Source organism: Exiguobacterium sibiricum 7-3 (assembly GCF_000620865.1).
GTDB lineage: Bacteria > Bacillota > Bacilli > Exiguobacteriales > Exiguobacteriaceae > Exiguobacterium_A > Exiguobacterium_A sibiricum_A.
In genome coordinates, this window is record NZ_KK211190.1 from 1,582,192 (window position 1) to 1,602,585 (window position 20,394).

The following is a 20,394-nucleotide window of genomic DNA, read 5'->3' on the forward strand; positions in this document are numbered from 1 at the left end:
AGGAAACGACGATATTTCATTCAAACACTCGTGACTTAATCTACCACGAAAAATTTACTGATCCGCTATAATTAACCAGCCGTCCTCGTACCGGAAGAAGACGGTTAGCAGTCTTTTTATAGCTCTCGTGCTGCATAAATCTGCATTTTACTGAACGGACGAAACAGCTTGCGTTCGATGCAGTAAGCAAGCTGAAAGGTTATGATCCGTCGCCATCGCACAGGAGCCGGACATTTTACTACGGACCGGGCAAGCTTTGTTCGTGTCGGATCTCGCACGTGACTACGGATTCACGGACCAGGATGGTTCGCAACCGGTATCGTTTCGTTTGTAAGTAATCTTTTTACCGATTAACACAACAAGAAGGTCGGCTTGGTCTCGCGACAGCCGAACCTTCTTGTATTTCATCATGCCATTCTCCGACCAATTACCCGGTACATCAGTTTGATTAGAATGAGCGTCGTGATAAGTGTGACAACAAGTACGGCAATCGGTAACAAGATCGGATAACCGAAGATATTAACCGTCACATACTCCCGGAATAAAACGTAAACACTTAGTGCCTGTCCCTGTGTGAACTTCACCAAAGTCCACATGAACTCCGGTGTTTCTGTATTAAACAGAACCGTTTCAATCAGAAAAGGTCCGCCGACGATAAGTCCACCGAGGAATACAGCGACCACCGTCTGTTTAATCAACATCGACAGGAACAACAGGACGATGACAAGCGAAACGGCAATCACCCACTGATACAATACGGAAATCCCGTATAATTCAGCGAACGTCAACGGGTAAGGTGAGTTACCGTAAGCCGCTTGGATCGGAATATCCCAACCGGAATGCCCGCGGAAGAAACATAGCAGTTGAACCAGATTGTAGATTAGAATCGTCCCCGTTATCAGTGCAACGGATACCAGCAGCTTGGCCGTCAATAATTGTTTTCTCCCGTGCCGTGAAGAATACAGATATGCCGCAACACCGGTCTGATATTCATTCGAGAAACTGACTGCTGTTCCGAAAATCAGGACCACTGCCAACAAGGCATATCCACCGGTTCCTGAAAACGTCAGCAATTGATCAAACGTTTGATAGTTTCCGACCGGACGATAATCAATCGCTTCCGTCAAATCAGCTTGTAATGAGAATTGACGTTTTTCATATACAGTGGATGCCTCCTTTCCTTCCTGACGGAGCGAAGAGACATCTTTGGATTGCTTGCCATAAGCGGATGCAGCCTCGAGCACGTTATGATAGGAAGCATTTTGTTTCTTTTCCTCTGCTGTCGGATGACTTTTTTTGACATAGGCTTCACTCCCCGCTTCCGCACGCGCAATCATTTCTGTCGTCAGTTCCCCTTCAAACCCTGTGTTGACACGATCCGCCCACGGCCATCCTATCCGTTGCACGGAAAAGTACAATCCGGCAATCAAGATGACAAGCAGCAACAACCATAAAAAGCGTTGCTGCAACAATTTGTAACACTCAAAGCGGATTAACTCCCGCAACGTACTGTCTGATTTTTTCATACGACTTGCCTCTTTCGACTAGTTTGATAAAGGAATTTCAATACAATCAGGGTCACGACTAACTGCACAAGCAGGATGGCAACCGGCAACAGCAACGGAATCCCAAGGTGGATCGTTTGATATGTCTTAAACACTTCTCCGGTCAACAAGGCACGGCTCGGGAAAAATAAAATCCCTTGCTCAAAAAGTTTTGTTTCCGGAAAAAAGATGCTCGAAATGACGAATTGGTAAAGAAGCGGGACACCCATTAAAATGCTCGACCAGAGAATCGCTTGAATCGCCGTTTTGGCGAAAAATGATATCGTTAGCACCCAAATGCCAAGCACGATTAATACAAATGTCTGATAACCAAACGATACCAACCAATATTGCCCGATGGAGAACGGGTACGGTGAACCGGTCAAACCGTTCACAACCTGCATTGGAGCGGACCAGTCGATGGTCCCGAAACGATACGAGGCAAGACCCAGAATGCCTAGATGTAAGATCACGTTGACGCCTGTCAGGAAGATCGATCCAGCAATCAGTTTCGCTGTCAGTAACTTCGTCCGACCGTTCACAGCAGGCAGTTGGTATTGATCAACGCCCGAAACCCGCTCTTTGGAATAGATGAACGCAATCAGCAACAGCAAAGGGAACAGCAGGACAGCAACGCCGGTTTGAGTCGTGAACGCTACTGCTTTTTCTGCCGGGATGTGGTACTGGATCGTGTCCAGATTGATTTGTTTCAACAGACTGATATGTAAGGCACGGTCCCGTTCGTCAAAGCCCGGTTCAACCGTTTTATTCGCTAGCGCTTCCAGCCCCTGCGCTTTAAAAATTTGTGCTTCTTCGATGTTATACAGATGGGCGAATGCTTCATTTTCGTATGAAGTGGCGGAACCAAACTGATTATCTAGATCATAATCTTCATCATTAATTTTATTTGCGCGGTCATGTATTTTCTTAAATGTTTCTGCTGTCGCCGGACCTTCCCATGCGGCATACTTCGCGCGGACGTTTGCTTCCTCTTCTGAAAATACGGACGACATCAAGTACAGCAGTAAGGCGACGATGAACAGCAGGGCAGGAATTGATGTACAGAGTTTATACAATTCAAAGCGTATCAACTGGCTCATGCACTTTTTCCTCGTCCGTCCAAATGATACAAATATAAGTCTTCCAGCTGCGGCTCATCTTGAACCGCCTTCGGATGCGGCAGTTGGCTTGAAATGATTCGGACCCGGTTTTTACCTTGTCGCGTCTGTTGGATTGATCCAATTTGATATGTCTCTTGTAAATCGAGTAATTCCTGGTCCGTCACATCAACAGTCCAGATTTCCGTCGCAATTTCATCCAACAGCTCATACGGATTGGCTTGTTTGATGATGCGTCCCTGTTTCATCAAAATGATTTCACGCGCTATCGATCCGACATCGGAAACGATATGGGTCGACAGCAGTACAATTCGCTTCCGGGCAATCGACGCAATCAGATTCCGGAAATGAATCCGTTCCTTTGGATCAAGGCCGGCCGTCGGCTCATCAATGATCAGGAGTTCCGGATCATTCAGCAACAATTGGGCAATCCCGATTCTCCGCTTCATGCCGCCGGAAAAACTTTTCAACTTCTTATTGGCGTGTTCTGTCATGTTGACCGCTTCGAGGGCGGACATGACGCTTGTTTGGACATCCTGTTTTGGCACCCCTTTGACGGTCGCGAGATAACTTAAAAATTTAGCGGCGGTAAAGTTGCTGTAGATTGGCGTGTCTTGCGGAAGATAGCCGATTTTTTCACGGTACGCGTCAGCAAGCGGCGACATTTCTTGTCCGTCGACAAGAATCTTACCCGTTGATGGTTTAAGCAATCCTGCTAAAATCTTCATCAATGTTGACTTACCTGCCCCGTTTTCTCCGAACAATGCATACACGCCCGGTTCTAACGTGATATTGGCATCCATCAATGCCTTTTTTCCATTCAGATATGTTTTTGAAGTGTTTTGAATCTCAATCTTCATCCCATTTGACTCCTTGTGTTCATTATTTAATCTAGCATCTTACACATTATACAAAATTTGTATCTTTAAGTGTAATGGATTTCAAATAAATGTTTTTTCTATAATGGGTATTCTTTGAATTCAAATGAGAGCGTATGCAGAAAGGAGTTCTGACTATGGAACAGACCAACCCATTTACTTTAATCAATCAGGCAGTCATGAGTTACGGTCTTGACTTTCAATCCCTTGAAGTTGAACCCGTCTCTTTAACAACCTACGGCAAACACGGAGATTTACACTACAAAATCCTGATTGACGGACACCCCTATTCGATACGCTTGTTGCCGAAAAAGCGTTATATCGAGTCTTCTCTTCCACAATCTACATCGGATATCCTTACGCTACAGTTACGATACACCGATTATTTGCGCACGCAGGGCATTCCGTTCATGGAGCGTGTGAAACCGGCGAACGAAGCTTTTTTTACGACCATCACGGATCCGGTCGGACTACATTGGACATGTTGTCTGTTCCACTGGATGGACGGACACCACGTAACGGCAAATACGATACATACGGCGGCTCGGATGGGCACGTTAGCCCGTCAGTTACATGATGTCTCGTTGCACCAACACGATATCTGTTTTCCATACATTGACCATACGATTGTCTATCAACGTTGGCTCGGCGATTTACAACGCCTTTTGGTCTCACGGATGCCGGAATCGGCCCGAAATTCCCTGCAGGAGTATCTGAATCTAGCACAATATCATCTCGACACCGCAAAATATCACCAATCTCCTTCCTTTCAACCGGTCATCTCGACTGATTTGAATTCGCTCAACATCTTATGGAATCAGAATCAACAAATCATTGGAATCGTTGATCACGAACATATCGGTGCAACCGACCGTGTACAGGATTTGGCCTGGCTGATCAAATGGTATGCCCGGACGGAAGGCATTGGCTCGCATGACGTGTCCGGTCGCTTGGCAAAGACGTTACTTGCCCATTACAACTCGCCGACCGTCCTCGTATCGCAAGACGATCCGCGGTTGGCTGCCTTGTTATGGCTCTCGGGCTGTTTTAATCTGCATTTCATTGAACGGACGAAACAGCTTGCGTTCGATGCAGAAAACAACCCGGTCGGTTATGATCAGTTCCAACTTCACTTGCAGACATACCGTGCAAGAGGTGAACAACTTTCCGTGCTGTTACGCAATTAAAAAAAGAAACAAGTCGTCGGACTTGTTTCTTCACAACACACGAAATGGACTAACGCTGTCGGATGGTTTTAAACGATATGTAGCAATTGGTTTAAAGTAGCTGTTCAGCGTCTTTACTTGGTACTCGCCTGTTTGCGTAACTAACTCAAGGACATGATAGGTTTTCGTTTTGCTGTCATACACGTAGTCGATCAAATCATGATCATTGTCATACAGAAGTCGGGCTTGTTTCGTCCGATGATTGATTTCAAAGAAACAGTCCATATTGAAAATCAGTTCGGTTTCCCGTGAGAGCATCTGTGTTTTCTCTACTCCACCTTTTACATACTGGTTTGAAGTCATTGTTTTCGTGCTGCGTTGTTTTTTTGTGTCGTAAGACAGAACCGTTAATTTATTCTCGTTCTTAGGTGAAGTACCGTAAATCTTCAATTGTGAACCGGCTAGGCGAATGTAATCGGCAAAGATTAATTCTTTGATTGTCTCATGCTGGAGAGGCTTCAATGACATTGTATTAAAGGTATGGAGTTTGATCGAGTAATCGATTCCTTTCATATGATCTGCCAGCACATACAATTTGTCACCGGTCACGATCAAATCTTTTCCGAAGCCAGTATAACGTTTCGTCGCACCGATTTTCTTGAAATCCAATGTATATTTCGTCAACGAAAATTGATTGATTGCTGATAAACTCATCATGTAATAGGCATTTTTATACTTCTTGATTCGCATCGGTGCCGGCTCAATCTGCTTGATGGTCGTCTTACTATTTTTCAAGTTGATGACACGGTTATGATACGAGCTGTACAACAGTCCGTCATGCAGACGATCAGCGCCTTTCAGCGCATAGCGCACCGTTTCAATCTTTTTATTGCCGATATAAGTCTCGAATGTCGTGAGCGGCTGTTCGTAACTTGTTGAAACGACTTGATACGTATCTTTTTGCGCCGCTACAGCGTGATTAAATCCAACAGTCATACTGACAACTGTTGCTGCCATCAGCAGCTTGTAAGCTTTTTGCATAAGTTACACCCCTTCCTAAATTTTTCATAATACCTGAAACGGCATCATACGGGCAGTTGACTGAAACTTATAATCGGCAACCGGTTTGAAGTGGCTGTTCAGCGTCTTGACGCGGAAATTGGTTGTCTCGAAATTCCCTTCGAGGACGTGATACGTTTTGGTTTTGCTGTCGTATGCATAGTCAATCAGTGCCTGTTTACTGCTGTACAGCACCCGGACCTGTTTCGTCTTTTGATCGACTTCGAGCATCGAATACGTATTGAAGACTAAATCTTTTGTCGGCGACAAGGCTTTTGTTTCATCGACTCACATGACGGGTTGCTTGGATGTCAAAACGATTTTGCTCTGTTGTTTTTTCAAGTCATACGACGCAATCGACAGCTCTTCCCCTGCTTCCGTTTGATTGCCGTATACTTTTAACTCGTTTCCGGCATGCCGGAAATGAAATGCAAAAACCATCGGCTTGATTTTCTCAAGATGGAGCGACGTAAAGTGTTTTGTATCAAACGTATGTACTTCAACCGAATTCGTTTCTGTCTCCATGTTATTTGCGAGAACATACACTTTATCTCCGGTTACGATCATGTCCCGTCCGTGACCGCCAAACCGTTTCGTCTGGCCGATTTTTTTGAAATCAGACGTATATTTTGTCAGTGAAAATTCATTGAGTGCAGATATAGTTAAGACATAGTAATCATTTTTATACTTTGTAATCCGCAGTGGCGAGTCGGCGACTTTTTTGAGTGTCGTCTTGCTATTTTTCAGATTGATCACCTGGTCACCGTAGGAACTGTATAACAAGCCATCATGCAGACGGTCGACACTGCCGAGCTTGTAACGAACCGTCTCGACTTTTTTTCCGCCGATTATACTCTCGACTTGCGTCAACGGTTGACTGTAGCTCGTCGACGCGATTTTGAAGCTGTCCGCCTGAGCAGACGCTGCTTCACTGAAGGCGAATGTACTGCCGGCAACCAGGCAACCAATCCATAATTTATTTCTGATGGACATGTCTCTTAACCCTCTCTACGCAAACTGTATTGAGGGTCCGGCAACCGTCACATCCTGACGTCTCTACTTTCTCCTCTATATAAATAATACCCATTTAATGTCACGTGGAGAGTCGTGAATCACTAAATGGGTCAATTCGTTTTTCATTAATGAAATTATTTTTTAACGACCGGCCGCATCGGATCAAAAACGGTTTTTGTATCGAAGAACGGATCCAAGGCCTTTGTTTTTTTCGCCAAGGCCTGGCGGAGCCGAATCCCGTCGACATTGATCCGGGCCTGACGGTAATAATCTTTTCCTAACTGTTTCCACGCATGCTGCGAGGCATCGACATTATAAAAATAATGGAATCCTTGTTGCGTCAAGTAGCGGTATTTGTCCCCCGTATACCCATGCCAATTCTGAATATCACTGCCGAACGGATAAATCAATTGACGGGTCGTTCCGATCAATGGGGCGACATCACGTTTATAGCGCGCCGTATCCGCCTGAATCGTTGCCAGACTGACTTTCCCAATCGCGATGTGACCATACGTATGGCTGGCAAACTGCCATCCGTCCTTCTTCAAGGCCGTCGCAGTCGCTTTCGCCTGTTGACGTGCCTGCTCGACTTTTGTGGATGAACCGTACTGGGCATACGACGACCGGTATCCAAGGACGCCGTTATAGCCCGTAATACCGAGTAATCCTTTCGCGCCGTGGTAAGAAAAATCCGGATGACGGTTGACGAACGCGTCCACGATTGGCACGAGATCATAAGCACCGTCCGGTTTTCCGGTCATCGAATTGGTGATCCGCCCGGTTTTCACTTTCAACGTCGTCGCAAAACCATCTCCCGTCATATATTCATAGTAGTTGACATCATCCTGCGACAGGACAAGCGGCTTTTTGCCCTTTGGAAAAGGGAACCCCTTTTCCGTCATCCGTCCGTCTTTCCACACCGCAAGATCAGTCGGTCGGACGAGGACATAGTTCCGCTGATACAAAGCGGTTAAAATCCGTTCGAACTCCCCTTGCGTCACCATATAATCATCGTAGCCCTGCTGTTTCCGGTCCCCGTCAAAGGCGCGTTTCGGTTCGGCGATCAAGGAGTGGAAAAACAGGTGCGGGACGGACGTACCGGCTTTAATCATACTGAGATCCGCCTGTTTCGCCGCGTATTCCTTCCGCTTTTGTTTGGCTTCCGTCGTCTTTAACCGGTCGACAATCCGGATCGCCCGGGCATAATCATACTGAGCGGCAATGAAATCAGCGCGCTTTAACTCCTGCCGTATGTAATCCGCGTCTGTCGCCTGTCGCTCGGTCTGTTTTGTTTTCGTTGCCGATGCGGCCGACTGTTGATTACATCCACTAACCAGCACGATTCCGGCAAGCGTGACTCCGATCCACTTCCTGTTCATATTCATCCCATCCCTTCTTCGATCTGAGGTTTTCTGTCATTATTCTTTATATTCCCGATTATTCAGTTGCTTAACGGTTTTCCCGGTGGTATTCCAGTTCGTTATGCCCCCCATCCAAAGCGGAAGTACACAAACCGGTCGGATGGGTGTTTAATAAGGGACGTAATGAAAACACACGGAGGTGCAACACATGATAGAACAAAACGTAATCAATGGAGTATGGTATGACACAGAGGAAACGATTCCGGTCTTCAACCCGGCAACAAAAGAATTACTCGGACACGTCCCGAGCAGCACAGCAGACGATGCGCAACGTGCCGTCGATGCAGCAAGTACGGCATTCGTCGACTGGTCGGAACGGACGGCCGATGACCGCGCTGATAAAATCGATGCCTGGTACCGCTTGATTCAGGAACACCGCGATGAACTGGCAGACATCATGACACGTGAACAAGGAAAACCGTTCATCGAAGCACGTGGAGAAATCGATTACGGGAACCAATACGTCCGTTGGTACGCAGAAGAAGCACGCCGGATTTACGGGGAAACGATTCCGGCATCTGTGCCCGGAAAACGCCTGTTTGTTGAAAAAGAACCGGTTGGTGTCGTTGCGGCAATCACACCGTGGAACTTCCCGGCAGCGATGATCACACGAAAACTCGCTCCGGCGCTTGCTGCCGGCTGTACGGTCGTCCTCAAACCGTCGGAAGAAACACCGTATACAGCACTTCGCCTCGTCGAACTGGCAATCGAAGCGGGTATTCCGGCTGGTGCGATCAACGTCTTGACGGGGGACGCCGCAACCATCAGTGGTGTTTGGCAAGCCGATTCCCGCGTCCGGAAAATCACGTTCACGGGCTCGACAGCTGTTGGTAAATTAATCATGCGTCAAGCGGCTGATACAATGAAAAAATTATCACTTGAACTCGGTGGTCACGCTCCGTTCATCGTCACGGAAAATGCGGATCTCGACAAAGCCGTTCAAGGTGCCATCCGCTCGAAATTCCGCAACGGCGGTCAAGCTTGTGTCGCAACGAACCGCTTTTATGTCCAGGCATCGGTTCTCGACGCCTTCACTGAAAAATTCGTCGCCGAAGTCAAGCGGTTGAAAGTCGGGAACGGACTCGATGCCGATTCAACAATCGGACCGTTGATCAATGCGAAAGCTGTTGCTAAAGTCAAAGCACATATTGACGACGCCGTCGCAAAAGGCGCCACGATTTTAACAGGCGGCACAATTGACGACTCCGTCGGTTATTTTGTTGAACCAACTGTCCTCGGTAACGTCACGGAAGACATGATTTGCATGCAGGAAGAAACGTTTGGTCCGCTCGCACCGATTTCTGTCTTCGAAACACTCGACGAAGTCATCGAACGCGCGAACAACACACCATACGGTTTGGCCGCATATGCGTTCTCTGAAAAAATCGACGAAGCCCTTCAACTCGGTAAAAAACTCGAGTACGGCATCATCGGTCTGAATGACGGTGCTCCATCCGCTGCCCAAGCACCATTCGGCGGTTATAAAGAAAGTGGACTCGGCCGTGAAGGCGGCGTCTACGGCATCGAGGATTACCTCGAAGTCAAATACTTGTCACTCGGTTAATCGCAAAACAGCCCCTGTCCACTGGACAAGGGCTGTTTTTTCGTTTACTCGACGTACTCATAAAGAACGACACTTTCGATATAGTGAATGAAGCGGCGCAATTCTTTTTCTTCCTCGCCGGACAAATCGCCTTCGTTTGACATCGAAGCGATTTCCTGACGCTGGACCTCGATTGCCCGTAAACAGAGTTCTTCTTTTTGTTGATCGACATCGGCTTTCCCGCCAACCGGTGAAGACCAACGCGTATGCTTGAACCGTAAGCGTTTATAGAACTCGAGCACGCTTTGGACGACATCGGGTGGATAATCGCCGCGGCATCCTTCAAGCCGGGTGATGACCCCTGTCATGACCTGTTCATACAGTTCATGCTCGACTTGCGTCAGATGGATCAATTGATCGGATGACATATTCGACCGTTTCCGTTTCCAAAGGATTTTCCGTATCGGTTGCATCAGACGGAAACGGGCTTCCTTGTCAATAGCTTCGCGCCGGTTATCGATTGACCGGAAGACTTCTTTTTTCAACTGGTCCGGTGTTTTGTGCTCCTGCAGGAACTGCTTCGTAAAGTCACGTTCCCACTGGACTGCCTCAAGCCGCAGTTTTTTCAGCTGTTGGTTGAAGTGGGTTAATTCTTCTTCACTTTTCTCCTGTGCCCGTAACAGGCGCAGCATGACATGATATTCATTCAATAAATCAAAGGCGACGGTCGAGTTTTCTTCCTGGACGACCTGTTTGATTTCCGTGATCGCCCGTTTGACCATCCGCTGTTTATACGAATTCAAATCGAGTTCCGGCTGGGCATCGGCCTCACCGCGGTTGAGCAACGGTAAAAGGATTGTCGCGAGAACGAGTGTGAAGATGATGACGCCGGCCGCGAGGAAAATGATCAGCGACCGTTCCGGGAACCCTTCTCCTGATTCGGTCACGAACGGTAATGACAAGACCCCGACCATCGTAATCGTTCCGCGGACGCCGACGAGTGTCGTGATGACATCCTGCTTAAACGACGGTTTGCGGTGATCCGCTTTTTTCAGGAAGCGATGGTCGAACCAATTGAAGAACATCGTCCAAATCAGACGAATCAACAGAATGACCGTTCCAATTTCAATAACGAACGACATCAGACGCCAGTTGTTGATCGCATCATCGGCAAAGATTTCGCGTGTCGCTTCCGGTAACGTCAGACCGAGTAACAGGAAGATGATCCCGTTCAGGATATAGGCAATCATCGTCCAGATGTTGTCGGTCAACGTCTGTTCCTGGGCAAAAAACGTTTCCGTCCGTTCTTTGATCAAGGCGTGGAGAATCCCGCCGGTCACGACGGCAATGACACCGGACGCATGCAAGACTTCTTCTGCAACAAAAAAGATGATGAACGGTGTCAGGATTTGCAGTAACGCATAAAAAACGACATCTTCAATTCCGGTCCGCCGTAATTTCATCTTCAACCAGTTCATCGCGACACTGATGGCGAGACCAACGACCGCTCCGACGGCGAACATGTAGACGAATTCCGTCGTCGCCTGTTGGATCGAAAAGTAACCGGTGACGACAGCTGCGACCGCGTAACTGAAGGCAACTAGTCCTGACGCGTCATTGATCAGTGATTCACCGCGGACAAGATTTAAAATCTGTTCCGGAATCTGGACGCGTTTCGCAATCCCGTTGACGGCAATCGGATCGGTCGGTGAGAGGATCGCAGCGAGCGCAAAGGCGGCCGCAACCGGAATGACCGGTACGAGCCAGTTGATGAAGTATCCACCGATGACCGTCGTCAATAAGACGAGGACGATGGCATTACCGAAAATGGCAGCGCGCATCTTCCACAATTCATCGCGCGGAAAATGTGAACTGTCATTATAGAGCAATGGAGCGATGAATAATAACAGGAACCATTCCGATTCGACTTCAATCTTCAGTCCGCTGATTAACAGTGCCGTAATCGTTCCGACGAGGATTTGAATCAAGGCGGTCGGAATGAAGCGGATGTAGTGTCCGAGGACTTGCGTCAAGATGATTAAGGCTAGCATTAACAAAATAAGTGATAACGTTTCCATAGAAAACCCCTTCCGTTTTTACCATGTTTCTCTGGTTATATCGTAACATAGTTTCTTACTGACTTAGGAACAGGACCCTTTGTCATGCCTGATAGATTGCCAGCACATCACTGGCATGGCGCCGGATTTCTTCCTGTAACGCTAACGGTTCGAGTACCTTGACTTCCCGACCTAGTCCAAATAACTGCCGGCCGAGAAACGGGAGTTCCAGTCGTGGTACCGACCATGTCCATTGCTCGTTGAGCGGTAAAATCCCTTCGAGCAACCGTTCTCCAAGCGGTGTCAACTCGAGAAGGACCGTCACCTGTTCTCCTGCTTCATTTGAATGTTCTGCTTCTTCGAACGTCATTCGTTTCGACGGGATCGTCGTCTCAGTCACCTGTTCTATCCGGTCAACACGGTACTGGCGCAATCCCCGGTCCGTCTGCGCGAGCAGATACCAGCGGTTCCTTTCAAATGTCAGACCAATCGGATCAATCAGAATCGTCCGGCGACCGCTCGTCGTCCGATAGACGACCTCTCCTTTCACTTCTGCTTCCATTAAACGCAATAGGTTACGCGTCAAGGGAGATGCCGGTGTATCCGGTCGCGCAAAGCGGACCCGTCCTTTGAGACGGTCGAGCTTGACTTCGAGATCCCCCGGCAATTCGTGCAAATACCATTCGGCAAGATTGCCCCGCAATGCACCAAACGGCAAATCCGGAATCTGTCCGACCCAGTCAAGCATCAAAAACAACGTGATCGCTTCCTGTTCTCGCAGGGCAAGCGGCGGCAACAACCGGTTCGGCAGGACCCGGTATCCACCTGCCGCTCCCCGTTCGCTGTAAATCGGATATCCGTTTGCTTCGAGTTCGAGCAAATCACGCTGGATCGTCCGCAAGGAAACTCCGCAGGCTTCCGCAAGTTCCCGTGCCGTCAGCAGTTGCTGCCGGTTCAGCAGACGCATCACTTTTAAATGACGACTTTTCATAAAAATCTCCTCTTTAATTACGACATCTTTTGTCGTAATTATACCGTAGACTAAGTGTAGAACAAACAACAGGAGGAGTTACGATGACAAAAACCGTTTTATATATCGCCTGCAGTTTAGACGGGAAAATCGCCCGTTCAAACGATTCACTCGATTGGTTGTTCGCCGTTGAAGGAGACGGTGACAACGGCTACGCGACGTTCATGGAAGACGTCGGTGCCGTCATCATGGGCCGGAAAACGTTTGACGAAGTCTTGGTGCTGAGCGAAGAGTATCCGTACCCAAGCATCGACAACTATGTCATGACCCGGCAACCGGGCAAACTGTCGGAACACGCGACCTACACGAATGAATCACTCGATGCCTTAATCAATCGGATCGGTCCGACGATCGACGGGAAGATTTGGCTGATCGGTGGTGGTGAATTGATTCAGGAAGCCTTACGGTTGCAACTGATTGATCAGCTCGAACTGGCAATCGCACCGGTCGTCCTCGGTAGCGGGATTCCGCTGTTTCCGGAAGGGACGCTTGAAACCCGCTTCCGCCTGACCGGTTCTCGTCCGTCCGGACAGTTCATCATGGCAACCTATGATGTCTTGAAGTAATCTACAGCACAAGCAAAAAACCTTTGAAACGATACATTTCATCCATGTACGTGTTCAAAGGTTTTTCCTTTCATGATTGTATTTCATTTTATCCGTTCAACCATGATCGTCGGCAACCGACACAATGACATTGCCGTGCTTCTGTCCGGAATCGACGTAACGGTGAGCAGCGACGATGTCGTCAAGCGAATACACCGTATCGATGACTGCTTTGATCTGCCCCGCTTCAAACCACTCATTCAGCAGGGTTAAATCTTTTTTCAGCGCACGGGCGACACCTTGTCCGGCGACTGAACGAAACGCTCCGTTCGGTCCGACATGCTGACGGGCTGTCCGTTTATCGACCTTCCCGGACGCATCAAATACGGCGTCATACCTCGTTAACGACGCATCGTAGCCCGGCTTTGTATAGTCGACGACGACATCCGCCCCAAGACGTGTGACCAGTTCAGCATTCCGCCCGCTACAGATGCCCGTTACATGAAGACCATACTGTTTCGCGATTTGGACAGCAATTGAACCGACGGCTCCGGACGCCCCGTAAATCAAAATCGTCTTCGCCTGCTCGAGGTTCAGTTTCCGGAAAAAATGCAGGACGGTCGTTCCGCCAAACGGAAGGCTGGCTGCTTCTGCAAAGCTCGCGTTACGCGGCATCTGCTCCACACATTTGTTTTCCTTGATGCAGGCATACTCGGCGTAACCGCCAAAGCGCATCCCGGTCAGGGCGTAGACCCGATCGCCGACTTTGAAGTGCTGGACACGACTGCCCGTCGCGACGACTTCGCCCGCTAAGACGACTCCTAAAATCGGCTGTCTCGGTGCTTTCCATCCGACGACGAGACGCATCGGAAGCTTTCCTGCTGCCGGGACATCGAGTGCCCGCATCCGCCGATCCCCGGAGTGAACGGCAGAGGCATGTACCTGAATCAGCAGATCAAAGGCTTTTGGGACAGGCTTTTCGACTTCTTGTAACTTCAATACATCCGGTGGACCATAAGCAGTACAAATGACGGCTTTCATTGTATCCCTCCTCGTACAGATTGGTTACTTAAAGGAATACGACAGCGGAGCTTCGAAAGCCTGCTTGATGCCTGTCCGTTTTACCTGACAGACGCTGGCCATCACGCTTTTGGTTTTGTCTTTTTCGGTTTAGGTTCCGTCCATTTAAAGATACCGTTCATGAAGTTATAAATCCGTTTGGATTCTTTCGTCATGAGTGGTCCGAGAATCGCGAGAATTAAGACATACAAGGCGGAAAACGGCGACAGGATGTCCATCAGTCCGCCGGCGATCCCGAGATTCGCGACGATGATTGAAAACTCACCACGGGAGACGATGGTTAGCCCGATGTTTGAAGAAGCTTTGTGTGACAGCCCGGCTCTGCGTCCGGCAATCATTCCGGCGACATAGTTCCCGACAATCGTGATGACGACGGCACCAAGTGCGAGCCACACGGCATCGAGCAGCATCGTCGGATCAATGCTCAGTCCGAAGCTGAAGAAGAAGATCGCACCGAAGAAATCGCGGAACGGGACGACGAGATGTTCAATCCGTTCGCCTTGATCCGTTTCCGAAAAGACCAGTCCGAGCAGTAAGGCACCGATGGCTTCCGCGACGTGGATTGTTTCCGAAAAACCGGCGACGAAGAACAATGACGCAAAGACAACGATGATGAAGACTTCGTCCGAGGCGATCTTCAACATCCGGTTGAGGAGTGGTGTCGCTTTCCTTGCGATGATGAAGAACAGCAACATGTAACCGAGGGCAATCAGAATCGAGGTTAACGAACCAAGTAACGTCGTCCCGTCTCCAAGCAGGAGTCCTGACAAGACGGACAGATAGACGGCGAGGAAGATGTCCTCGAACATGATGATTCCAAGAATCAATTCCGTTTCCGTATTCCCGGTCCGGCGCAAGTCGACCAGTACTTTCGCGACGATTGCACTGGATGAGATCGTGATGATTCCGGCGATGATTAACACTTCATATAGGGGGAAGCCGGCGATGAATCCATACAACAATCCACCGGTGAAGTTGATCGATAAATAAATCGTTCCGCTCGTGACGATTGATTTACCCGACCGGATTAATTTTCCGATTGAGAACTCCAGTCCCAGATAAAACAGGAGGAACAGGACACCGATGCGTCCGAGGAAGCTGATGAACTCAGCACTTTCAATGAACTTGAAGTCTAGTATCCCGATTGTCGGAGCGTGCGGTCCTACGATCATTCCTAAAATGATTAAAAACGGAATGATCGAAAAATTCAATTTATTCGCAAGCAATGCTGCGATCGCCACTAAGATAAGCGCGGTACCGACTTCAAATATTAAATGATCCATATATCATCCGCCTCCTTCAATTGAGAATAGAGCTTTCGTGATATGGCGGACGTTTTGACGTTCTCCGGACAAGACGATGGTATCTCCTGCTTCAAGACGTGTTTCCGGTCCCGGATTCAATGATTTTGATTTATCGTGTTTCAGAACCGCGATGATTGAGATGTCATATTGATTGCGAACATCAAGCTCACCGATCGTCCGGTTATTGACGGCTGAATCCTGTCCGATCTTGAACCATTCGATGACGAGATCGTCAAATGCCAGTTCAATTTTTTCCAAGTCTTTCGGTTTATAGGCCAGCCCACCTAAAATACCGGCCATCTGACGGGCTTCGGCGTCATTAAACGTCACGCTCGAGATGCTCTCATCAAAATCGTCATCGTCGTAATGGTGCATTTCCCGGCGTCCGTCGTCATGGACGATCACGACCACCTTATCTCCCCGTGTTGTAATTCCTTCGAACTTCCGTCCGATTCCCGGTAAATCTACTTCGCGCATATCCATCTGTAGTTCCTCCTTTAAATTGGTCAATCGATTGGTTTATAAATGATGATTCGCTTTTTGAATGAGCAACTTGAACTTTTCGTCACTCAATATATCTTGAAGGTCATGCAGCTGTTGTAAATCCGCTTTCGCCATGATGACAAACCCGTCTTCCTCGATGAATGCAACGCGATCTCCTTCCTCCACCTGTAACGCTTGTCTGATTTTTTTCGGGATCGTAATTTGTCCTTTGGACGTCAACTTGGATAGCTCCATTCCGAACTTCCTTCTTTCTTTTTCTGATTTTCCTTACTTCCTTACTTTTCTTATTTATAGCGTAACATACTTCCAATTTAATTCCGAGTACTTTGCTTTGAATTAAACAAAAGAATCGATTCCCTCGCTTAAATCCGCCTTCAGACGGGCAATCTTTCATGTCGGTTGTTCTATACTGACAGAAAGAAAGGAGGGATTGATCATGAAAAAATGGCGTCTCGTGTATTTGCAACTGGTTTTCACTGGAATGCTGATTGGTTTGTTCGGATTAGCAGGAGTCGCGATTTCCCTGTTTATTAAAAGAGCACAAAAAGGATTCTCACTGGATATTTTACTGGATAAACCGGGTTATTTTATTTTGATGGCGGGACTATTAGCATTCATCCCTTGTCTGATTGCCTTCATCCATATCTTGAAAATTCTTCGTTCCCTCAAATCGAACGCAACCGTTACACCGATTGCCGCTTCATTCGGGATCATCACCATGTGTGGTTATCTCATAAGTGCCGTCGCACTCTGTTTATTTCCTGTCATGTTCATCGTCGCCGACCGTGATGATGCGCCCGCTCTCATTCTTTTTGCTTTCCTGCTGATTTTGATCCCCTTTACATTCAGCGTAATCAGTTCGCTTCTACAGTCACTTCTACAGAAATCGGATTCACGTCCTGAATAAGTAATTGAATTCTCGTATAGCACATCATCCACACTTCCTGTATACTTTTGGTAAAATATGTATGACTAAAGTAGGTGGACTATCGTGTCTCGCACTTCAACGCTACTTCTCTCATTCGGTATCTCCCAGTTCGGAGATTTTGTGTATTTAGTCGCCATCAATGTTTACCTCTATCAATTGACCGGATCAGCCGCTGCGGTCGCCGGTCTTTGGATCATTGGTCCACTTGCCTCCCTGTTCATGAAATTTTGGGCCGGCAGCGTGATTGACCGGGTCGATGTCCGGCGATGGTTGATTGGAACAGATGCGATCCGTGCACTGCTCGTTGCCTTAATTCCCCTGATTTCGACGTTACCGTTGATTTACCTGACATTGTTCGGACTTGCGCTCGTCAAAGCGTTTTTTGAACCAGCCGCAATCAGTTATCTGACGCAAATCGTCCCGGAAAACAGCCGCAAATCGTTTAATGCGTACCGGAGTCTGATTACATCAAGTGCTTTTTTGATTGGTCCGGCCATCGCCGGATTATTGTTGCTTATCGCAACACCGGGAGTGGCTATCTGGATCAACGCGGTGTCGTTCCTCGTATCCGGTCTGTTACTGCTTACTTTGCCGTCTGTTCCGCACGCAGCATCTACTCCAAAACTACAGGTCGGGGATCTCGCAACAGATTGGCGGACTGTGAGCCGCTTCAGCCGTACCAATCGTTTCGTTTGTCTGATTTACATACTCGGGATTCTGTCCATGAGTCTCGCTCTCGCGATGGATGCCCAGGAAGTCGTGTTTCTACAGACAGTCGTCGGTCTGACCACAACCGATTACGGACTTCTGATCAGCATCACGGGAATTGGTTCCATTCTCGGTGGTCTGACCGTGGCACGTTTTGCGAACCGGCTGTCGCTCAAGGCATTACTCGTCAGCGGTTATCTGTTTGTTGCGCTCGGTTACTTACTTTATGCGACTGCCGACTCATTCCTGATGGTGACGGTCGGATTTTTGTTACTCGGCTTTTTTAATACGTTTTCCGGAACCGGTTTCCTGACGTTTTACCAAAACAATGTCCCGCACGATTTGATTGGCCGCTTCACGAGCCTGTATGGTCTTGGTCAAAGCCTGGTTCAAATCCTGTTCATTTTAGTGATTGGTTTTACCGGTGATGTGCTCCCGCTTCGGTTCAGCATCATCGTTGCCGCCGTCCTGCTTGCGGGACTGAGTGTCGTGCTGATTGTTAGTGTTCTGCGATCAAACAAGGAAGCATTTTTCCGCGAAGATCAGACAACAAAACAAATTTCTTAATTCCTACACTACTTATAAGGATGTGCTCCACTATGAAAATTTTAATCGGCCAACCAAAACAAGAAACCCAACTCGAACAATTACGACGTGAGATTGCCGCCTATCCGGACATCAATCTCCTTCTCTATCCGGAAGGGTATTGCCGCGAGACAGATGTCGCGACGTTGCGCCAGTTAGCAAAACAGTATGCGACGATCATCGTGACCGGTTACCGCGACGCAAACCGTTTGGACCGGGCACTGATTATCAATGCAGAAGGAGAGCTCCTGCTCGACCGGGCGAAGACACCGGAAGCGGGTCCGCTCTATACGCCGTCGACCGCCATCGTTGCCGGGCAAGCAGCCGGATATCTGCTTTGCCGCGAGGTTTTTCTCGGACTCGATGGTCTGAAGCACGATACGGTGGATATCATCTTTAATCCAATCGGTGTCGGAATGTTTAGTGAGGAACAATACACGGACTGGTCCGGTGAAGCACAAAAAATCAGCCGCCAGCAATCAGCACTGTTCATCGGAACGAGTCACGCCGACGGGTCATACCGGAACTGCGGCTTCTCGATTCCGACGGCGTTTGCCTTTGACGCGACCGGGGAAGCCATCTTCCTCTCAAAAGATGATCCACGGACGCGGATTCTTGATACGGTGACGCATACGGTTGAATTCGTGGATGCTTCATCCGTCGAGCAGACAATGTAATCAGAAAAACCCCCAAACCGGCAAACCGGATTGGGGGTTTTGACTCATTGATGTTGTTTCGTCTGTTGTGTCGACCCTTGGCGCAACATGGCATACTCATCCCGTAACATCGAATACATCTTGACGTCGTGAAACGCTTCTTTGATGAAGATTAACCGGCGTAACGTTCCTTCGTACTTCATGCCGACTTTTTCCATCACCCGGGCGGAACCGATGTTGCCTTCCATGCACCGCGCTTGAATCCGTTCGAGCTTGAGTTCCTCAAAACCGAACGCCATGACGCATTCGACCGCTTCCGTGACGATGCCTTTGCCCCAGAACTGACGCGATAACGCATAACCGAGTTCCGCTTGTTCATTGTCATCGAGCAACAAATGAATAAAGTCAATCGTCCCGATCATCTTGCCGGTTTCCTTCCAAACGATCGCCCATGGTGCTTCTTTCCCCTGTTCGTAGTTCGACAGGACGTAGTTCAGAAACTGCTCTGCCTGCTCAATCGTTTGATTGGCACTCCACGTCACGTAACGGGCGGTTTCCTCGTCTTGTGTGTATTCAAATAGATCGTCGAGATCTTTCACTTGCAGTGGTCGCAACACCAATCGTTCGGTCTCAAGGACCGGTAAGTGTTGGTAAAATTCCGTTGATGTCATATTCGTTCCCCCGTTCTTTTTTTACATTATATAGAAAAAATAACAGGAATGCGATACAGTGGAGAAAATTATATCCGGAGGTACAAGTTATGACATTTCAAGCTGTCCCGATGACGGTTGAACAGGCAACTGCGATTCTGAAGTGGACCTATCCGCCGCCGTACGATTTTTACAATATGGAGACGTCGGAGGAAGCGTATGCCGAACTGCTCGACGGTTCCTATCAGGCCGTCATCGATCAAGCACAACTGGTCGGCTTCTTCTGTACCGGCCGATCAGCTCAAGTACCACCCGGTCGTTCACTTCACCTGTATCCAGATGACTACTTGGATATCGGACTCGGCCGTCAGCCAAAACTGACCGGGCAAGGAACTGGTTTTACCTTTTGTTCGTTTGTTCTCGATACCGCCAAATCCCAGACTTCCTTACCCCTTCGTTTGACCGTCGCGACATTTAACGAACGGGCGATTCACCTGTATGAACAGCTCGGGTTTCGGCGCCAATCGACTTTTTCAACAGCTCACTCCACGTTTCTCATTATGACGCAATTTCATGCGTAAAACGCCATTCCGATTCTATGCCG

The 20,394-nt window shown here is 48.3% G+C and carries 21 protein-coding genes; 7 read left to right on the plus strand and 14 right to left on the minus strand.

Annotation, left to right across the window (positions count from 1 at the left end; genetic code table 11):
- Nucleotides 1-407: 407 nt before the first annotated feature.
- The 3 genes from P402_RS0109120 to P402_RS0109130 are packed head-to-tail and all read right to left on the minus strand — an operon-like array spanning nt 408 to nt 3,522.
- Complete coding sequence (locus tag P402_RS0109120) at nt 408-1,526, minus strand: ABC transporter permease subunit (RefSeq protein WP_026828393.1); 1,119 nt, start codon at nt 1,524-1,526, stop codon at nt 408-410.
- Nucleotides 1,523-2,644: an ABC transporter permease gene (locus tag P402_RS0109125; protein WP_026828394.1), complete on the minus strand. Its 1,122-nt coding sequence runs from the start codon at nt 2,642-2,644 to the stop codon at nt 1,523-1,525. Before P402_RS0109125 ends, P402_RS0109120 begins: the two co-directional genes overlap by 4 nt.
- Complete coding sequence (locus P402_RS0109130; RefSeq protein WP_026828395.1) at nt 2,641-3,522, minus strand: ABC transporter ATP-binding protein; 882 nt, start codon at nt 3,520-3,522, stop codon at nt 2,641-2,643. Before P402_RS0109130 ends, P402_RS0109125 begins: the two co-directional genes overlap by 4 nt.
- Nucleotides 3,523-3,677: 155 nt before the next feature.
- Between P402_RS0109130 and P402_RS0109135 the strand changes: the two genes are divergently transcribed.
- On the plus strand, nt 3,678-4,727 hold the full coding sequence (locus tag P402_RS0109135) for a phosphotransferase (RefSeq protein ID WP_026828396.1): 1,050 nt from the start codon (nt 3,678-3,680) through the stop codon (nt 4,725-4,727).
- Nucleotides 4,728-4,757: 30 nt separating this feature from the next.
- On the opposite strand, the gene P402_RS0109140 is transcribed toward P402_RS0109135, so the two are convergent.
- The 4 genes from P402_RS0109140 to P402_RS0109150 all read right to left on the minus strand — a co-directional run bounded on the left by P402_RS0109140 (nt 4,758) and on the right by P402_RS0109150 (nt 8,158).
- Complete coding sequence (locus P402_RS0109140; protein ID WP_026828397.1) at nt 4,758-5,747, minus strand: hypothetical protein; 990 nt, start codon at nt 5,745-5,747, stop codon at nt 4,758-4,760.
- 24 nt (nt 5,748-5,771) lie between these two features.
- Nucleotides 5,772-6,035: a hypothetical protein gene (locus P402_RS17185; RefSeq protein ID WP_235188851.1), complete on the minus strand. Its 264-nt coding sequence runs from the start codon at nt 6,033-6,035 to the stop codon at nt 5,772-5,774.
- An 18-nt stretch (nt 6,036-6,053) separates the two neighbouring features.
- Nucleotides 6,054-6,758, minus strand: coding sequence for a hypothetical protein (locus P402_RS16395; RefSeq protein WP_235188852.1), 705 nt, complete (start codon nt 6,756-6,758; stop codon nt 6,054-6,056).
- A gap of 155 nt (nt 6,759-6,913) precedes the next feature.
- Complete coding sequence (locus tag P402_RS0109150) at nt 6,914-8,158, minus strand: polysaccharide deacetylase (protein WP_235188853.1); 1,245 nt, start codon at nt 8,156-8,158, stop codon at nt 6,914-6,916.
- A 190-nt stretch (nt 8,159-8,348) separates the two neighbouring features.
- Here P402_RS0109150 and P402_RS0109155 point away from each other — a divergent pair, with 190 nt between their 5' ends.
- Nucleotides 8,349-9,764, plus strand: coding sequence for an NAD-dependent succinate-semialdehyde dehydrogenase (locus P402_RS0109155; RefSeq protein WP_026828399.1), 1,416 nt, complete (start codon nt 8,349-8,351; stop codon nt 9,762-9,764).
- 44 nt (nt 9,765-9,808) lie between these two features.
- On the opposite strand, the gene P402_RS0109160 is transcribed toward P402_RS0109155, so the two are convergent.
- The gene (locus tag P402_RS0109160) at nt 9,809-11,821 is read right to left on the minus strand and encodes a Na+/H+ antiporter (protein ID WP_026828400.1); all 2,013 of its coding nucleotides are present in this window, start codon (nt 11,819-11,821) and stop codon (nt 9,809-9,811) included.
- Between the two features lie 82 nt (nt 11,822-11,903).
- A complete protein-coding gene (locus P402_RS0109165) occupies nt 11,904-12,791 on the minus strand; it encodes a helix-turn-helix transcriptional regulator (protein WP_026828401.1) in 888 nt (295 codons plus the stop codon).
- 83 nt (nt 12,792-12,874) lie between these two features.
- Here P402_RS0109165 and P402_RS16400 point away from each other — a divergent pair, with 83 nt between their 5' ends.
- Nucleotides 12,875-13,396, plus strand: a complete 522-nt coding sequence (locus P402_RS16400; protein WP_034769888.1) for a dihydrofolate reductase family protein — start codon at nt 12,875-12,877, stop codon at nt 13,394-13,396.
- Nucleotides 13,397-13,492: 96 nt separating this feature from the next.
- Here the strand turns inward: P402_RS16400 and P402_RS0109175 are convergent, their stop codons facing one another.
- The 4 genes from P402_RS0109175 to P402_RS0109190 form a co-directional block, all read right to left on the minus strand.
- Nucleotides 13,493-14,416, minus strand: a complete 924-nt coding sequence (locus P402_RS0109175) for an NAD(P)-dependent alcohol dehydrogenase (protein ID WP_026828402.1) — start codon at nt 14,414-14,416, stop codon at nt 13,493-13,495.
- Nucleotides 14,417-14,517: 101 nt separating this feature from the next.
- Complete coding sequence (locus P402_RS0109180; RefSeq protein WP_026828403.1) at nt 14,518-15,738, minus strand: cation:proton antiporter; 1,221 nt, start codon at nt 15,736-15,738, stop codon at nt 14,518-14,520.
- 3 nt (nt 15,739-15,741) lie between these two features.
- Entirely contained in the window at nt 15,742-16,242 is a 501-nt protein-coding gene (locus P402_RS0109185) for a cation:proton antiporter regulatory subunit (protein ID WP_026828404.1), read from the minus strand.
- 36 nt (nt 16,243-16,278) lie between these two features.
- Nucleotides 16,279-16,497, minus strand: a complete 219-nt coding sequence (locus P402_RS0109190) for an AbrB/MazE/SpoVT family DNA-binding domain-containing protein (RefSeq protein WP_026828405.1) — start codon at nt 16,495-16,497, stop codon at nt 16,279-16,281.
- Nucleotides 16,498-16,699: 202 nt separating this feature from the next.
- Here P402_RS0109190 and P402_RS0109195 point away from each other — a divergent pair, with 202 nt between their 5' ends.
- The 3 genes from P402_RS0109195 to P402_RS0109205 all read left to right on the plus strand — a co-directional run bounded on the left by P402_RS0109195 (nt 16,700) and on the right by P402_RS0109205 (nt 19,161).
- Nucleotides 16,700-17,170, plus strand: coding sequence for a DUF2975 domain-containing protein (locus P402_RS0109195; RefSeq protein ID WP_026828406.1), 471 nt, complete (start codon nt 16,700-16,702; stop codon nt 17,168-17,170).
- Nucleotides 17,171-17,254: 84 nt separating this feature from the next.
- Nucleotides 17,255-18,466: an MFS transporter gene (locus P402_RS0109200; RefSeq protein WP_235188854.1), complete on the plus strand. Its 1,212-nt coding sequence runs from the start codon at nt 17,255-17,257 to the stop codon at nt 18,464-18,466.
- A gap of 32 nt (nt 18,467-18,498) precedes the next feature.
- On the plus strand, nt 18,499-19,161 hold the full coding sequence (locus P402_RS0109205) for a hypothetical protein (RefSeq protein WP_026828408.1): 663 nt from the start codon (nt 18,499-18,501) through the stop codon (nt 19,159-19,161).
- Between the two features lie 44 nt (nt 19,162-19,205).
- On the opposite strand, the gene P402_RS0109210 is transcribed toward P402_RS0109205, so the two are convergent.
- Nucleotides 19,206-19,811, minus strand: coding sequence for a GNAT family N-acetyltransferase (locus tag P402_RS0109210; protein ID WP_026828409.1), 606 nt, complete (start codon nt 19,809-19,811; stop codon nt 19,206-19,208).
- A gap of 89 nt (nt 19,812-19,900) precedes the next feature.
- Here P402_RS0109210 and P402_RS0109215 point away from each other — a divergent pair, with 89 nt between their 5' ends.
- A complete protein-coding gene (locus tag P402_RS0109215) occupies nt 19,901-20,371 on the plus strand; it encodes a GNAT family N-acetyltransferase (protein WP_026828410.1) in 471 nt (156 codons plus the stop codon).
- Nucleotides 20,372-20,394: the final 23 nt, after the last annotated feature.

What these genes read in the sequence shown, in the direction of transcription:
- P402_RS0109120 (WP_026828393.1), bottom strand. Translation starts at nt 1,526, where the DNA reads ATGAAAAAATCAGACAGTACGTTGCGGGAGTTAATCCGCTTTGAGTGT.
- P402_RS0109125 (WP_026828394.1), bottom strand. Translation starts at nt 2,644, where the DNA reads ATGAGCCAGTTGATACGCTTTGAATTGTATAAACTCTGTACATCAATT.
- P402_RS0109130 (WP_026828395.1), bottom strand. Translation starts at nt 3,522, where the DNA reads ATGAAGATTGAGATTCAAAACACTTCAAAAACATATCTGAATGGAAAA.
- P402_RS0109135 (WP_026828396.1), top strand. Translation starts at nt 3,678, where the DNA reads ATGGAACAGACCAACCCATTTACTTTAATCAATCAGGCAGTCATGAGT.
- P402_RS0109140 (WP_026828397.1), bottom strand. Translation starts at nt 5,747, where the DNA reads ATGCAAAAAGCTTACAAGCTGCTGATGGCAGCAACAGTTGTCAGTATG.
- P402_RS16395 (WP_235188852.1), bottom strand. Translation starts at nt 6,758, where the DNA reads ATGTCCATCAGAAATAAATTATGGATTGGTTGCCTGGTTGCCGGCAGT.
- P402_RS0109150 (WP_235188853.1), bottom strand. Translation starts at nt 8,158, where the DNA reads ATGAACAGGAAGTGGATCGGAGTCACGCTTGCCGGAATCGTGCTGGTT.
- P402_RS0109155 (WP_026828399.1), top strand. Translation starts at nt 8,349, where the DNA reads ATGATAGAACAAAACGTAATCAATGGAGTATGGTATGACACAGAGGAA.
- P402_RS0109160 (WP_026828400.1), bottom strand. Translation starts at nt 11,821, where the DNA reads ATGGAAACGTTATCACTTATTTTGTTAATGCTAGCCTTAATCATCTTG.
- P402_RS0109165 (WP_026828401.1), bottom strand. Translation starts at nt 12,791, where the DNA reads ATGAAAAGTCGTCATTTAAAAGTGATGCGTCTGCTGAACCGGCAGCAA.
- P402_RS16400 (WP_034769888.1), top strand. Translation starts at nt 12,875, where the DNA reads ATGACAAAAACCGTTTTATATATCGCCTGCAGTTTAGACGGGAAAATC.
- P402_RS0109175 (WP_026828402.1), bottom strand. Translation starts at nt 14,416, where the DNA reads ATGAAAGCCGTCATTTGTACTGCTTATGGTCCACCGGATGTATTGAAG.
- P402_RS0109180 (WP_026828403.1), bottom strand. Translation starts at nt 15,738, where the DNA reads ATGGATCATTTAATATTTGAAGTCGGTACCGCGCTTATCTTAGTGGCG.
- P402_RS0109185 (WP_026828404.1), bottom strand. Translation starts at nt 16,242, where the DNA reads ATGGATATGCGCGAAGTAGATTTACCGGGAATCGGACGGAAGTTCGAA.
- P402_RS0109190 (WP_026828405.1), bottom strand. Translation starts at nt 16,497, where the DNA reads ATGGAGCTATCCAAGTTGACGTCCAAAGGACAAATTACGATCCCGAAA.
- P402_RS0109195 (WP_026828406.1), top strand. Translation starts at nt 16,700, where the DNA reads ATGAAAAAATGGCGTCTCGTGTATTTGCAACTGGTTTTCACTGGAATG.
- P402_RS0109205 (WP_026828408.1), top strand. Translation starts at nt 18,499, where the DNA reads ATGAAAATTTTAATCGGCCAACCAAAACAAGAAACCCAACTCGAACAA.
- P402_RS0109210 (WP_026828409.1), bottom strand. Translation starts at nt 19,811, where the DNA reads ATGACATCAACGGAATTTTACCAACACTTACCGGTCCTTGAGACCGAA.
- P402_RS0109215 (WP_026828410.1), top strand. Translation starts at nt 19,901, where the DNA reads ATGACATTTCAAGCTGTCCCGATGACGGTTGAACAGGCAACTGCGATT.